This is a genomic window from Myxococcales bacterium (genome assembly GCA_016717005.1).
Lineage (GTDB): Bacteria > Myxococcota_A > Polyangia > Haliangiales > Haliangiaceae > UBA2376.
Genome location: JADJUF010000039.1, coordinates 269,091 through 283,328 on the forward strand (window position 1 = coordinate 269,091; position 14,238 = coordinate 283,328).

General features: G+C 73.2%; 13 protein-coding genes. 10 read left to right on the forward strand and 3 right to left on the reverse strand.

From position 1 onward, the window contains the following. Positions 1–246 precede the first annotated feature (246 nt). The gene (locus IPL61_32170) at positions 247–2,616 is read left to right on the forward strand and encodes a 3-hydroxyacyl-CoA dehydrogenase/enoyl-CoA hydratase family protein (protein ID MBK9035855.1); all 2,370 of its coding nucleotides are present in this window, start codon (positions 247–249) and stop codon (positions 2,614–2,616) included. A gap of 11 nt (positions 2,617–2,627) precedes the next feature. After that, entirely contained in the window at positions 2,628–3,791 is a 1,164-nt protein-coding gene (locus IPL61_32175) for a thiolase family protein (protein MBK9035856.1), read from the forward strand. A 119-nt stretch (positions 3,792–3,910) separates the two neighbouring features. Here the strand turns inward: IPL61_32175 and IPL61_32180 are convergent, their stop codons facing one another. Continuing rightward, the gene (locus IPL61_32180; GenBank protein ID MBK9035857.1) at positions 3,911–4,162 is read right to left on the reverse strand and encodes a hypothetical protein; all 252 of its coding nucleotides are present in this window, start codon (positions 4,160–4,162) and stop codon (positions 3,911–3,913) included. A 181-nt stretch (positions 4,163–4,343) separates the two neighbouring features. Between IPL61_32180 and IPL61_32185 the strand changes: the two genes are divergently transcribed. Together IPL61_32185 and IPL61_32190 are read left to right on the forward strand one after the other, a co-directional pair. Next, positions 4,344–4,880, forward strand: coding sequence for a hypothetical protein (locus IPL61_32185; protein ID MBK9035858.1), 537 nt, complete (start codon positions 4,344–4,346; stop codon positions 4,878–4,880). 58 nt (positions 4,881–4,938) lie between these two features. Beyond that, a complete protein-coding gene (locus tag IPL61_32190; GenBank protein MBK9035859.1) occupies positions 4,939–6,936 on the forward strand; it encodes a hypothetical protein in 1,998 nt (665 codons plus the stop codon). Positions 6,937–8,338: 1,402 nt separating this feature from the next. Here the strand turns inward: IPL61_32190 and IPL61_32195 are convergent. After that, complete coding sequence (locus IPL61_32195; GenBank protein MBK9035860.1) at positions 8,339–8,731, reverse strand: hypothetical protein; 393 nt, start codon at positions 8,729–8,731, stop codon at positions 8,339–8,341. On the opposite strand from IPL61_32195, the gene IPL61_32200 reads away from it, so the two are divergent. Beyond that, complete coding sequence (locus tag IPL61_32200; protein ID MBK9035861.1) at positions 8,724–9,386, forward strand: hypothetical protein; 663 nt, start codon at positions 8,724–8,726, stop codon at positions 9,384–9,386. The genes IPL61_32195 and IPL61_32200 overlap by 8 nt on opposite strands. Positions 9,387–9,439: 53 nt before the next feature. Here IPL61_32200 and IPL61_32205 read toward each other — a convergent pair whose 3' ends face one another. Next, positions 9,440–9,862, reverse strand: coding sequence for a hypothetical protein (locus IPL61_32205; protein MBK9035862.1), 423 nt, complete (start codon positions 9,860–9,862; stop codon positions 9,440–9,442). A gap of 392 nt (positions 9,863–10,254) precedes the next feature. Between IPL61_32205 and IPL61_32210 the strand changes: the two genes are divergently transcribed. The 5 genes from IPL61_32210 to IPL61_32230 are packed head-to-tail and all read left to right on the forward strand — an operon-like array spanning position 10,255 to position 14,051. Further along, positions 10,255–10,950 (forward strand): hypothetical protein, encoded by a 696-nt coding sequence (locus IPL61_32210; protein ID MBK9035863.1) that lies wholly within the window; start codon positions 10,255–10,257, stop codon positions 10,948–10,950. Then, positions 10,947–11,381, forward strand: a complete 435-nt coding sequence (locus IPL61_32215; GenBank protein MBK9035864.1) for a hypothetical protein — start codon at positions 10,947–10,949, stop codon at positions 11,379–11,381. The genes IPL61_32210 and IPL61_32215 overlap by 4 nt, the downstream gene beginning before the upstream one ends. Then, positions 11,378–11,914 carry a hypothetical protein gene (locus IPL61_32220; protein ID MBK9035865.1) on the forward strand — a complete coding sequence of 179 codons (537 nt, stop codon included), beginning with the start codon at positions 11,378–11,380 and terminating at the stop codon, positions 11,912–11,914. Before IPL61_32215 ends, IPL61_32220 begins: the two co-directional genes overlap by 4 nt. 7 nt (positions 11,915–11,921) lie before the next feature. Beyond that, positions 11,922–12,161, forward strand: a complete 240-nt coding sequence (locus IPL61_32225) for a hypothetical protein (protein ID MBK9035866.1) — start codon at positions 11,922–11,924, stop codon at positions 12,159–12,161. Between the two features lie 27 nt (positions 12,162–12,188). Beyond that, positions 12,189–14,051: a S8 family serine peptidase gene (locus IPL61_32230; GenBank protein MBK9035867.1), complete on the forward strand. Its 1,863-nt coding sequence runs from the start codon at positions 12,189–12,191 to the stop codon at positions 14,049–14,051. Positions 14,052–14,238 lie beyond the last annotated feature (187 nt).

The window sequence follows — 14,238 nt, forward strand, 5'->3', positions numbered from 1 at the left end:
GCGCGCCCCCGCAAGTCGAGATCACAGTGGCTGACCAGGCGCGGCCCGTCGTCGACGGGACACGTGCGACACCTGCGACCCGCGCGTGGCCCGGCCCGGACCGTCGCCGGCCGGTGTGAGCCCGGTTCGACCGCCCCGCGCCGCTGCGTCGCAGCCACGAGCGCCGCGATCCCGTCGGCGGCCCTGGTTTCTTGCGGTAGGCTGCGCCCGATCACTCCGACCACGTCTCGCACCACGGAAGCGCACATGACCAAACCGATCCGCAAGGTCGCCGTCCTCGGCTCTGGCGTCATGGGTGGCGGCATCGCCGCCCACCTCGCCAACGCCGGGATCCCGGTCCTCCTCCTCGACATCGTCCCGCCCAAGCTCAGCGACGCCGAGCGCGGGTCCAAGGACGCGCGCGACGGCATCGCCGTCGGGGCGCTGGCCAAGCTCAAGAAGGCCCGCCCGGCGGCGTTCAGCCACGTGCGCAACGCCGCGCTGATCTCGACCGGCAACTTCGACGACGATCTCGCCAAGGTCGCTGACTGCGACCTGATCGTCGAGGCGATCATCGAGCGGCTCGACATCAAGCGCGCGCTGTTCACCAAGCTCGACGCGCTGCTGACCGGCGAGACGATCATCGCCTCGAACACCAGCGGCCTGCGCATCGTCGAGATGCTCGAGGGCCGCAGCGAGCGGTTCCGCCAGCACTTCCTGGTGACCCACTTCTTCAACCCGCCGCGCTACATGAAGCTCCTCGAGCTGGTCGCCGGCCCCGACACCTCGGACGCCTGCAAGGCCCGGGTCACCCACTGGGGCAAGGACCAGATGGGCAAGGGCATCGTCTGGGCCAAGGACACGCCCAACTTCGTCGCCAACCGCATCGGCACCCACGCGATGATGGCGTCGATCCACCTGATGGCCGACAAGGGCCTGACGCCCGAGGACCTCGACGCGCTGACCGGCGTGCCGATGGGCCACCCCAAGAGCGCCAGCTTCCGCACCGCCGACCTGGTCGGCCTCGACACCCTGGCCCACGTCGTCGACAACTGCTACCGCAGCCTGACCAGCGACGAGGACCGCGAGGTGTTCACGCTGCCGGCGTACGTCAAGACCATGGTCGAGCGCGGCCAGCTCGGCGACAAGACCAAGGGCGGCTTCTACAAGAAGGTCGGCAAGGACGTCCAGACGCTCGACCCGACCACCGGCGAGTACCGCGCCAAGGGCGGCACCGAGGCGATCATCAAGGCCTGCAAGGGCCTGGGCAAGATCGAGGACGTGCGCGAGCGCGTCGGCAAGCTCGTCGCCGCGCCCGGCGTGGTCGGCGAGTTCGCCTGGCAGGCGCTGTCGAAGAGCCTGGCCTACTCGGCCCGGCGCCTCGGCGAGATCTGCGACGACGTCACCGCGATCGATGACGGCATGAAGTGGGGCTACAACTGGGACCTCGGCCCGTTCGAGACCTGGGACGCGCTCGGCTTCGCCGCGACCACCGCGCGCATGAAGGCCGAGGGCATCGCGCTGCCGGCCTGGGTCGATCAGATGGTCGCGGCCGGGGCCACCGGCTTCTACCGCGGCGGCGAGATCTGGTCGCACACCGCCGGCGCCTACGTCGCCCGCGCCACCGACCCGCGCGAGGTCCCGCTCGAGATCATGCGGCGCGGCGAGGCGCCCGTGCTCAAGAACAACGGCGCCGAGGCGTGGGATCTCGGCGACGGCATCCTGGGCCTGACCTTCAAGACCAAGGCCAACAGCATCGACGCCGACGTCATCAAGATGCTGCACGACGCCGTGGCCAAGGCCGAGGCCGAGTTCCGCGGCCTGGTGATCGCCAACACCGGCGAGTTCTTCTGCGTCGGCGCCAACCTGTTCGCGGTCGTGATGGCCGCGCAGCAGAAGCAGTGGGACGGCCTGCGCGAGATGATCCACGGCTACCAGTACGCGACCCAGCGCATGAAGTACGCGACCGTGCCCGTCGTGGCGGCGCCGTACAACATGACGCTCGGCGGCGGCCTCGAGCTCTGCTACGGCTGCGACAGCGTCCAGGCCGCGCTCGAGACCTACGCCGGCCTGGTCGAGGTCGGCGTCGGCCTGATCCCCGGCGGCGCCGGCACCCTCAACATGCTCTGGCGCTCGCTCGAGGGCGTGCCCGAGGGCGTCGAGGTCGACACCTACGCGTTCGTCACCCAGACGTTCAAGAACATCGCGCTGGCCAAGGTCGCGACCTCGGCCGAGGAGGCCAAGGCGTTCGGCTTCTTCCGCGGCAACGACGGCGTGTCGTTCGATCGCAGCCGTCAGCTCTACGAGGCCAAGCAGCGCGCGATCGGCCTGGCCGCGAGCGGCTACCACCCGCCGACCCCGCGCGCCTACAAGCTCCCGGGCGAGAGCGGCATCGCCACGCTCCTGATGATGGTCAACACCCTCGTCGCCGGCGGCTACGCCAGCGAGCACGACGGCAAGATCGCCATGAAGCTGGCCAACGTGCTGTGCGGCGGCGCCTCGGGCGGCGTCGGCCCGGTCGGCGAGGACCGCATGCTCGAGCTCGAGCGCGAGGCGTTCCTGTCGCTCTGCGGCGAGCCCAAGAGCCAGGAGCGCATGCAGTACATGCTCATGAACAACAAGCCGCTTCGGAATTGAGGAGCCGACCAATGAACGACATCATCATCGCTGAAGCTGTTCGGTCCGCGGTCGGCCGCGGTCACAAGGGCTCGCTGTCGCAGCGCCGCCCCGACGAGCTGGCCGCGGACGTGCTGCGGGGCCTGCTCGCGCGCGTGCCCCAGGCCCGGGGCCACATCGACGACGTGGTCATGGGCTGCGCCATGCCCGAGGGTGAGCAGGGCCTCAACGTCGCGCGCCTGATCGCGCTGTCGGCCGACCTCGGCATCGAGGTCTCGGCCCAGACCATCAACCGGTTCTGCTCGAGCGGCCTGCAGGCCATCGCCACCGCGGCCGGCGCGATCGCGATCGGCTCGTGCGACGCGGTCATCGCCGGCGGCGTCGAGTCGATGACCTACGTGCCGATGACCGGCTTCCACATCTCGGCCTCGCCCGAGCTGATGGCGTCGTTGCCGTCGGCCAACACGCCGATGGGCATCACCGCCGAGAACGTCGCCAAGAAGTTCGGGATCACCCGGGCCGATCAGGACAAGTTCGCGCTGTGGTCGCAGCAGAAGGCCAAGGCCGCGCTCGACAAGGGCACGTTCAACGACGAGATCGTGCCGGTGCGCGCGGTCTCGTTCGACGCCAACGGCGACAAGGTCTACCGGGACTTCACCGTCGACGAGCTGCCGCGCCCCGAGACCACGCTCGAGGGCCTGGGCAAGCTGCCGCCGGCGTTCGCGCAGGGCGGCTCGGTCACGGCCGGCAACGCCTCGCCGATCTCCGACGGCGCGGCCGCCGCGCTGGTGCTGTCGGCGGCCAAGGCCAAGGAGCTCGGCGTCAAGCCGCTCGGCTACTTCCGCTCGTTCGTGACCGTCGGCGTCGATCCGGCGATCATGGGCATCGGCCCGCTGCCGGCGGTGCAGAAGCTGCTCGCCAAGACCAACCTGACGGTCGCCGACATCGACCTGTTCGAGATGAACGAGGCGTTCGCGTCGCAGGCGGTCTACTGCCAGCGCGAGCTGGGCATCCCCGACGACAAGCTCAACGTCAACGGCGGCGCGATCGCGCTCGGTCACCCGCTGGGCTGCACCGGCGCCAAGCTGACCGCGACGGCGCTGTACGAGCTGCGCCGCCGCGGCGGTCGCTACGCGATCGTGACGATGTGCATCGGCGGCGGCCAGGGCGCCGCCGGCCTGTTCGAGCGGGCGTAGCGGTCAGCCCGCGGCCAGCGCCTGGGCCTCGGCCCACAGCGCGGCCAGGTCGAGCTCGGCGATCCAGCGGTCGAGGTAGGGGTGGTCTCGACGATCCACCCGGACCACGCCGCCGGCGGTCATGGCTCCGGCAGCGGCTGGGTCGGCCACGCGCGCCGACACAGGTCGTCGCCGTACAGGAGCCGCACCAGCGCGCGCACGGCGGTGGCCTGGTCGTAGGCGGGGTGGCGGGCGCGGATTCCACCGCGCGCCGAACGCCGCGCGGCGTCGGACATCTCGACCGCCAGCGCCAGGCGCTGCGACGGCGTCATCGCGGCCAGCACCGCCATCTGGACGGCGTGGGCCTCGACCGCGGTGTCCGCGGCGCGCATCGCGGGACCAGTCTACCGCACGCCCCGCGCACCGTCGTCACCCGATCCCCGGCCCTCAGTTTTCCGAGGAGCCGCGGCGCCGCGGTCACGGAACGCCACCGCGGCGGCGGGCCCGGTCCCCTCGGATCCCGCGCGCTTGGCCCGGCGCGACGGTGGCGCGCGCCTTGCTGTACGGTCGGCCATGGTCCGCGCCGTCGCCTTGCTCTCGATCGCCGCCCTCGCCGGCTGCTCGCTCTACTTCAACGACGGCGGCGACGCGGTCCCCGACGCCGGCGAGGCCTGCGGCGCGGTCGACACCGGTCCCCCGCTCGAGCTGCGCAACCCCGACAACCTGGAGTGCGTGTCTTTCGGCGGCGGTCAGTGCCCGCCCGGCTGCCCGTGCCCGCTCTCGGACTCGGCCGACCAGGCGCCGGCGCCGGGGTGGGGCGTGTGCGGCGGGCCGTGCGACGTGCTCGGCGAGCTCGACTGCATGGTCGACGACCAGTGCCGCGCCGCCTACGACTACGACTGCTACACCGGCACCCAGGACTGCGCGGCGCTGACCGCGTTCCTCGGCTGCTTCTCGCTGTCGCAGACGTTCTCGGCCGGCGCGTGCGAGGGCCTCGACTCGTGGTCGTGCTCGGCCCGCAACGACTGCATCGCGCTGCACAAGCAGGTGTGCGACGCGAGCGGCGCCTGCTGGCCGCAGTTCTTCGAGTGCCGGTCCGAGGGCCGCTGACGTCGACGGCGGCCGCCGCCGGTGGTGCGCGGCGCCCACATGCGCTACCACCCCGACCATGAAGCTCGTCGCTCAGGCACTGCTCGCGACCGCCCTCGCCGCCGGATGCTCCTCGGGCGCCGGCAAGCCCAAGACCCCCAACGAGCCGCCGCCGCCGCCCAAGCCGGCGGTGCGCTACGACGCCGTCACCCGCGCCGACTTCAACCAGCGCGCCGCCACCCGCGCGCTGCCGCTGTTCTGGCGCACCGACGCCGATGGCGACAACACGCTCGATCCCGACGAGCTGGTCGCGCTGTGGGGCTGGGACGGCCCGGCCCTCGACACGCTGATCAAGGGCGGCGCCTTCACCCCGGCGTTCGAGGCGATCTACGCGTCGCTGACCAAGCCGATCGATCCCGCGGCCGCGCCCGCCGCCGATCGCGCGCGCCAGACCGCGCTGCTGGCCGAGCTGGCCCAGGGCGCCCCGACCCTGGTCGAGACCGATCTCCGGGCCGCCTCCGAGGAGGACCTGGCGCTGATCGATCACATCACCAAGGCCGCGACGCTGATCGAGCGCGTCCACGCTCGCCAGAACGGCGTGCTCGGCATGGCCGACAAGATCCCGGCCGGCGACACCGTCTCGCGCATGGTGTTCTTCCGCAACCAGAGCCCGGTGTGCCTGGCGCCCAAGACCGAGAGCGATCCGGCCTGCACGGCGGTCGCCGGCGTCACCAAGCCGCCGGTCGGGCTGTACCCGGCCGCGCTCCAGGCCAACCCCAAGTTCTGCGCCAAGATGACCGGCCCGCTCGCCGATCACTTCGCGGTCGTGGTCGAGGGCGCCAAGGGCCTCGAGGCCGTACCCTACAACGTCGCCTACAAGGACGACCTCGAGGCGATCGCGGTCGAGCTCGAGGCCGCGGCCGCCGCGATCACCACCGACGACGAGGCCGCGTTCAAGGCCTACCTCACCGCCGCCGCGCAGGCGTTCCGCGACAACGACTGGGAGCGCGCCGACGTGGCGTGGGCCGCGATGGGCGACGCCGGCTCGAAGTGGTACCTGCGGGTCGGCCCCGACGAGGTCTACTACGAGCCGTGCGCGCTCAAGGCCGGCTTCCACCTCGGCTTCGCGTACATCAACCCGGGCTCGGTCGAGTGGCGCGATCGCCTGACCCCGCTCAAGGACAAGATGGAGCAGGCGCTGGCCAAGCTGGCCGGCAAGCCCTACAAGGCCCGCAAGGTCGGCTTCCGCCTGCCCGACTTCATCGACATCATCGTCAACGCGGGCGACGCGCGCTCGAACATCGGCGCGACGATCGGCCAGTCGCTGCCCAACTGGGGCAAGGTGTCCGACGCGGGCGGCCGCACGGTCGCGATGACCAACCTCTACACCGACGCCGACAGCGCGGCCAACCTCACCGCCCAGACCTCGTCGCTGTTCTGCGCCGCGACCCAGGCCAAGGTCTCGACCGAGCCGTCGGTGGCGTTGATGTCGACGGTCCTGCACGAGGCCGCGCACAACCTCGGCCCGTCCCACGACTACAAGGTCAAGGGCAAGACCGACGACGCGATCTTCGGCGGCCCGATGGCGGCGATGATGGAGGAGCTCAAGGCCCAGACCGCGGCGCTGTACTTCGTCGACTGGCTGGCCAAGCAGGGCGCGCTGCCGGCCGACCTCGTCGGCACCTCGCACGTGCGCGACGTCGCGTGGGCGTTCGGCCACGTCGCCAACGGCATGTACGCCAGCAACGGCTCGCCCAAGACCTACTCGCAGCTCGCCGCGATCCAGCTCGGCACGCTGTTCGCCGCCGGCGTGCTGCAGTGGGACCCCGAGGCCCAGGCCGCCAACGGCACCGACACCGGCTGCTTCGAGCTCGACCTCGACGCGTGGCCGGCCGCGGTCGACAAGCTGGCCGCGCGGGTCCTGGCCGCCAAGGGCAAGGGCGACAAGAAGGACGCGCTCGCGATGAAGGCCACGTTCGTCGACGGCGCCGACGCCTGGGGCGACCTGCGCGCGACGATCGCCGAGCGCTGGCTGCGCGCGCCCAAGGCCAGCTTCGTCTACAGCCTGCGCCGCTGACGCCGAGGGTCCCGCCGCGACACCGCCGACCTCGCGCTCGTCCGCGCGGACCCGCGCGCCGCCCGGCTGATGGCCGCACCGCGCGACCCGGTGCCGCGGTGCCGGATCTCGCGGCGGGCCAGGAGCCTGCGCCGCCCGGAGCCGCCGCCGTCACCTCGCCGGCGATCCCTCCGGCAGGGGCGGGGGCGGCGGGGTCGGCGGCGCGGGTCTCGGGCGTCGCGGCGCCGCGCGCAGCGCGGCTCGCGCGTGCTGCCGTCGGCCGGCAGGATCACGTCGAGGCGCTTCCGCTCGAGCAGGGCGCCGCGCCGATCGCGGAACGCGACGGCGACCTGGGCGGGCGTGGTGGCCATGACCGGCGCGACCAGCCCGAGCGCGAACGACAGATCGCCGTCGAGGGCGCCCTGCCCGCGCGTGAGGAAGCAGGTGGCCTCGACGCGGACCGGGGACGCGAGGCCAGGCAGGTCGGGGAGCCCCGGCTCGTCGGTGCGCGTCAGCGGCACCGGCCCGGCGACGGCGGCGTCGAAGGCACCGACCTGCCATCGCCCGGCGCGATCTGGAACGGCCGCGCTCGGCGGGCGGTGGCCGTGCGCGCGCGCGCGCGTGGGCGGTGTCGTCGCGGCGCCGGGGGGTCGCGCAGGTGCCGGCGCGGCGCCTCGCGCGGGGCGCTCGTCGCGTCGTGGGGGCCAGCGTCGGCGCGCCGGCGTCCGCGCCGCGCGTGCGCGCGGCCCCGTCGCGGCAGCTCGCGGGCCTGGTCGAGGCGTCGACCACGCCGTCGGTCGCGCAGCCAGTCGGCACGGAGCCACGACGAACAGGCCCAGTTGCACGACATGCTGACGCTGGCGCGCCTGGGTGAGTCGGGGTACCTCGACCCACCGGCGCCGCCGCGGTCACCGCGGCGGACCACCCGCAGGCGATCGCGCCTGGCCGAGGCCGATCCGTGGACGACCGACTCGATGAGCTACAGCGACCGCGGCGGCGCGGTCGTGCGAGCGCGGACGCTCCAGCAGCGCTATCTGGATCTCGAACTGGAGCAGCTGCCGAGTGGCGCGTGGCAGGTCAAGTACCGCGATCCGGTGCCGACCACGTCGCCGCCATTCGACGACACGCTCTTGTGGAAGCTCCAAGCTAGCGCCGAACGGCGCGCGCGCGTGCTCCGCGCCTATGGCTTCGTCGTCGCGGTCAAACAGCAAGCCCGGGGCGGCAGCTGGTACTGCCGCGTGTCGCGCGTGATGGCCGAGGGACCGGCGCTGCCCACGACCAAGGGCCTCGACGCGGGCTTCGTCTTCGACCTCAAGGCCAGCGCCCAGCGCCGGGCCGACGCCCTCGCCGAGGTCGGCTTCAAGGTGACCGTGCAGGCCCACTCCGCCAGCGAGTACCAGGTCGAGATCACGGCCTTGCCGCGCTACGACGGCGCGTCAGCGCCCGCGCCCGCGCCGCCGAAGCCCGCCGCGGCGCCGCCCGTGGTGTCGCCCGCGCCCGCGCCGCCGAAGCCCGCCCCTGTGACGCCCGCGGTGACGCCTGCGCCCGCCGCCACTGCCGCCGCCGCGCCGAACAAGCTGGTGATCATCAACACGGCCGATCCGACCAACGGCAAGCTCAGCGACGCCGTCGTGCAGAGCTTCCGCGACTTCGCGGCGGACGTGAAGGCGTCGACCGACGTCGACCTCGACCGCGATTTTGGCGACACGACCCGCGCGCTGACGTTCACGACGACCAAGGTCGGCGCCGACACGGTCACCTGGCACAAGACCGGGCGGACGGTCGACCTGTGGCAGGACGCACGGTGGTTGATCATCGAGGAGCCTTCTGGGACCGACACGTACTTCCGGCTGTACCTGCGGCACAAGGACCTCACGACGGCCGCGTCACCGCCGGGCATCGTCACGTTCCCCAAGGGCACGACGTTCCACAGCGCCTGGTGGAGCACGGTCGATCCGTCGTGGCCTTTCGTCGATGTGACGGCGCTGGCGGCCAGCCACGGCTGGGCCCGGATCCCGGCCCAGGACGGCTGGACCAAGACCGGCACTGGCTACAACAAGCAGGAGTGGTGGCATTACCAGCGCGCCGACGGACTCACGATGTACCAGGCGTTGCGCCAGCTCTATTCGGAAGCTGACCTCGTGGCGGGACTGAAGTCGATCTCGAGCGTCGCCAAGCACGCCGGGCGCTTTCGGCGAGAGAGCTTCCCCGAGAGCACCGTCGAGGCCATCTTCCCCGCGGTCACCAAGGGCGCGGTCGCGCTCCACGCGCCCGTCGGCCGGGGCAAGCGCGCCGCCAACCTGACGAGCGACGTGCGGGCGGTGCAGACGGCGCTGATCGCGCACGGCAAGCTCACCGGGGCCGCGACCGGCACGATGACACCGGCCACGCAGCTGGCGATCGACGCCCTCACCAGCGATGGGGTCGTGGACGTCGGCGGCGCGACCCACCAGTCCCTCGGGGCACCGTAGCGATCGGACCGGCCACCGTCGGACGGACGACGATCACCCGGTCGGCGCGCTCGTCACTCCTGCCCACGCTCGGGGCTGAACTGATCGATCGTGAAGTCCGCGATCTCGATCGTGCCGTACTGCGCGTAGTCATCCCCCGGTTCGGCGATGATCTTCCCCGCGGTGACGCACATCCACCAGCCCGCGTAGACCACGAGCGGCGCGGGGTGACGGGTCTTGTTGACGACGTTGTACCGACGGACCTGGGGCGCGTCGGATGCGGTCGGCCAGAGGAACGCCGTGCGGTCAGGGTCGGCCGCCGAGGCGAGGTCGATGAGGACTCCGCACACCGGCCGGGTCGCCGTCGGCCCGGCGGCCGCCGACGTCGGCGCGCGCGGGCCGGCCGAACCCGCCGTCGAGCATCCGACGCTCGCCACCAGCCCGCCGACGAGCCCCGCCGCGACGCACCTCATCCGCACATCACCCGTGTCGATCATGCGCCGGAACGTAGCACTGGCCCCGTCGACACGCCCGCGGCCGGTCCGGCCGGACGACGCTCGGTCGCGCCGCGCCGCGCCCTCGGCGGCGGCGCCCGACGGCGCATCCGGCGAGCCGGCCACGGGCCCGCGCAGATCGAGACGCGACCGCGGCGTGGTGAAGGCCGCGGCGGCGACTGGCGCTGCGGGAGTCCGGCTCCAGATCCGGAAGCAGATCACCCATCAAGGGTGATCCAGCCAGACGACGATCGCTGGCATAGGCCCGTAATCACGTGGCGCATCAGGATGCCGACGTCACCCTGAAAATGGCATTGTTGCCTTGAGCCGACGCGCGCGCTTTTTCGGACCATAACTGGCTATCGGCGTCGCAGGGACGCTGCTAGCGTTTCGGCGTGGCGATGCGGCATTCGGTCGTGGTCGGGGCGATCGGCGAGGCGTACGACGACGTCGACGATCTGCTCCACGACTGCCCTGATCTCGAGGACACGATCGCGCTGATCGAGGGCGCCAGTCAGTGGATCAAGACCGTCGGTCGCGAGCTGCAGGCGACCGCGCCGGGCGCGCTGCAAGGTGCGTTGACTGGCTTCATGGCCGGGGGGCCTGCCGGAGCCGCGGCGGGTGCAGTGATCGGCGGCGTCGGCTCGCGCCTCGGTGCCGCCCCGGCCGCGGGCGCACCGACCACGGCGTCGGTCGGCAACGCCGCGGCCATCCAGTTGCTCGCCGCGATCCTGCGCCCCGAGGTGATCCAGGCGCTCGGCGCCATGGCGCTGGGCTCGAGCGGCGCGGCCAGCGTGCCGGTCGCGGGCACGCCTGTGCCGGTGGCCGCGTTCGCGAACATGCTCGGCACGCTCGCCAACCAGGCCGCGGCCCAGCATCACGCCACGCTCCCGCCAGCAGCGGTCGCGCCCGCCTACAGCGCCGGGGCGACGGCGCCGCGGGCCCGTGCGGAGGCGCTGGTGGCGCTCCTCGCCGACGCCGCCGACGACGACCTCGCCGACGTCGATGAGTTCGCGGACGTCGACGACTCGTGGAGCGAGGCGATGGCCCAGCGCGACCTCGAGGACATCGACCGACTGGAGGCCGAATGAGCGACGACACCGCCCAGCTCCTCGCCCTGATGCAGCGCGATCCAGACGCCGCGCGCCAGCTCGCCGAGGCCAACGTCGGCCAGCTCGCGGCGGCCAACCCGATGATGGCGATGGTCATGCAGATGATGACCGCTCAGCGCGGCCAGGCCGAGTCGCGCGAGGAGACGCGCCGGGCCAGGGTCGAGCGCGTGCGCACGCACGTGCGCGAGCTGCAGGACGCGCTCGCCGGCGCGCACAGCCTGCTGGGCGACCTCGCGGCGGCGCTCGGCGCCTGTGGTGACTGCTGGGGCGAGCTCGACGCGTGCCCGACCTGCCGCGGGCGCGGCGGCCCCGGCTGGCGCGCCCCCGACGACGGACTGTTCGACGAACTCGTGACCCCGGCGGTGAGACGTCGGGCCCGGAACCAACCGAAGGAAGGGAGCACCGAATGAGCCTGGCGGAAGACATCGACGAGGACCTGGACGAGATGGACGACGAGGACATCGACGACGCGCTGAGCGAAGACGACCTGTCCGAGCGCCGGCGGCGCCGACGCGCGCGCGTCCGCGGCCGCGGCTACGCGTCGCCGCGGCGTGACAACAGCCCCGTCAACCAGACCCAGATGCAGGCCGCCCTGGCCCGCGTCGCGGCCGACGTGCGCAAGCTCGCCGCGACGCAGAAGGATCTGGAGGACCGGCTCGCCAAGGAGCTGAAGAAGGTCAACAACACGACGTCGCAGAGCAGCCAGATGATGGCGCTCCTGCCGATGTTGATGAAGAAGTCCAAGACGGTCGCCGAGCTGGCGGCGCTGCCGGCCGCCGAACGCAACGCGACCAAGCTCATGGTCGACAGCAACGACACCATGACGATGCTCCTGCCCCTGATGATGATGGGCGGGATGGGCGGGTCCGGGAGCGGCGCGTCCGGCGGTGCGGACAACAGCATGATGATGATGGTGCTGGCGCTCGCCCTGAGCGGAAAGTGAGGACCCGATGAACATGAACGTCATGTCGTTCCTGGTCGGCAAGGCCGTGACCCGTGACCTCGGCGAGGAGCGCTCGACGCAGCTCGGCCTCGTCGCGGGCATGATGCCGGGGTACCAGGGCGTGCTGCTCGCGGCGATCATGGCGCGGCAGGAGAAGCCGGCGACGCCGGCGCCCGCGCCGACCGATCCCAAGGGCACCGAGTCGGCCTTCGACGACCTGCTGGGCAACCGACCAACCGCCAAGTAGGCCGCCGCAGCCACCGCAGAGGCGACGATGGATCCCGCCCTGTGGGAGACGATCGAGGGCGGCGCCGCGACCGAGGTCGTCGCGGTGCTGGTGCGGCTCCGCGCCGACGCGGCGCCACCGCGCGGGCTCGAGATCGTCGCGCGCTTCGGCGACGTCGCGACCGCACGGATCGCGCGCTCGGCGATCATCGCGGTCCACGACGATCCGGTGGTCGTCAGCCTCAAGGCCGCCTGCGAGCTCCGCCCCGAGCCGGCGGTCGCAGGCGCGGGGGCCGCCGCGCGACGACGCCTCGGACGCGCGGCGCGGCGCGGCCTGGCGGCCGGGCCGTCGGGTCGGGGCGTGGTCGTCGGGGTCATCGACTGGGGCGTGGACTTCACGCACCCCAACTTCGTGCGCGATGACGGGCGCACGCGCTTGCTCGCGCTGTGGGACCAACGGCGGCGGCGCGCGGGCGGCCTGCCCCCGTACGGCTACGGCCGCGCTTGGTCCCGGCGACAGCTCGACGCCGCGCTCGGCGCCCGGGATCCGTTCGCGACGCTCGGCTACGACCCCGCGGACGCTGACGTCGATGGCAACGGCACGCACGGCACGCACGTGCTCGACATCGCCGCGGGGGCCCCGCGGATCGGCCCGGGCGGCGTCGCCCCTGGCGCCGAGCTGGTGTTCGTGCACCTCGCGTCCGAGCCGACCGGCCCGCGCAGCATCGGCAACTCGGTCAGCCTCCTCGAGGGCCTCGACTTCATCGCGCGCGTCGCCGGCGACCGGCCGTGCGTCGTCAACTTCAGCCTTGGCAGCCACGCCGGCCCCCACGACGGCTCGACGCTGGTCGAGCAAGCGCTCGACGCGTTCGTGACCGCGCGCCCGGGCCGCGCGATCGTCCAGAGCGCCGGAAACTACCGCCGGGCCCCGGTCCATGCGACGGGCGCGCTGGCCCGCGGCGACCGCGCGGTCCTCGAGTGGGTGGTCAGCGCCGGCGACGAGACCACCAACGAGCTCGACCTGTGGTACCCGGGGCGCGACCGGCTCGAGGTGCGCCTCCGCGCGGACGACGGGCGCGTGGTCGCGCGGGCCACGCCCGACAGCCACGGCCCGGTCGTCGACGACGGCGACGTCATCGGGCGCTTCGCGCACCGGACGCTCGACCCCAACAACGGCGACAATCACGTCGCCCTCGTGCTCGAACCTCGTGGGAGCGCGGCGCGCTGGCGCGTCGAGGTCGAGCCGCTGCGCGTCGCGGCGACCGGCGACCGCTGGCACGCGTGGATCGAGCGTGACGAGGCCGGCCGCGGTTCACAGTCGCGCCTGCGCGCCCCCGACGCGAGCCCGGCGTCCACGACCGGCACGATCGCCAACGGCCACTTCACGATCGTCGTCGGTGCCGTCGACGCGACCACCGGGCGGGTCGCGCCGTTCTCGAGCGCCGGCCCGACCCGCGACGGCCGGATCAAGCCCGACCTGCTCGCGCCCGGCGTGGGCATCGTGGCCGCCCGATCGACCCCCGCCGACGACGCGGTCGCGGCCCCGCTGCTCACGCGGAAGTCCGGCACCAGCATGGCCGCGCCCTACGGCACGGGCGCCGTCGCCGTGATCTACGAGGCCGCCGGTCGCCCGCTGACGATCGCGGCGGTGCGCGACCTCCTCGGCATCCGCGCCGGACGGGCGGCGGCGGCGATCGATCTCGCCGCCGCGGTGCGCGCCGCGCGCGCCGCCCCCGACGGGCCGGCCGGCGTGGCACCGGCCGCGCTGTTCGACGCCTTCACCGCCCCAGCGCGCGCCGCCGCCCGCTTCGCCTTGCCCGACGTGGCGCTGGTCGCGGCCGCCGGCGCGGCCCCGACGCTCGACCTCCGCCCTGGCGACTGGCTCATCGAGCGCGCCCTCGGCGAGGGGTGACGGTGCCGCGCTCACCGTCCTCGCTGCAGACGACCTGGCCGACGCCACGGCGCCCCGCCACGCGCGCGTGGTCGTCCGCGCAGCCGCGGTCGCAGACCGCCTGGCGCTTCGCGTCGCCGGCGCGCCCCCCGGGCCTCGCCGGTCGGCGACGGCGATCGGCCCCGGGCGCAGCGATACGCCGGCCCGG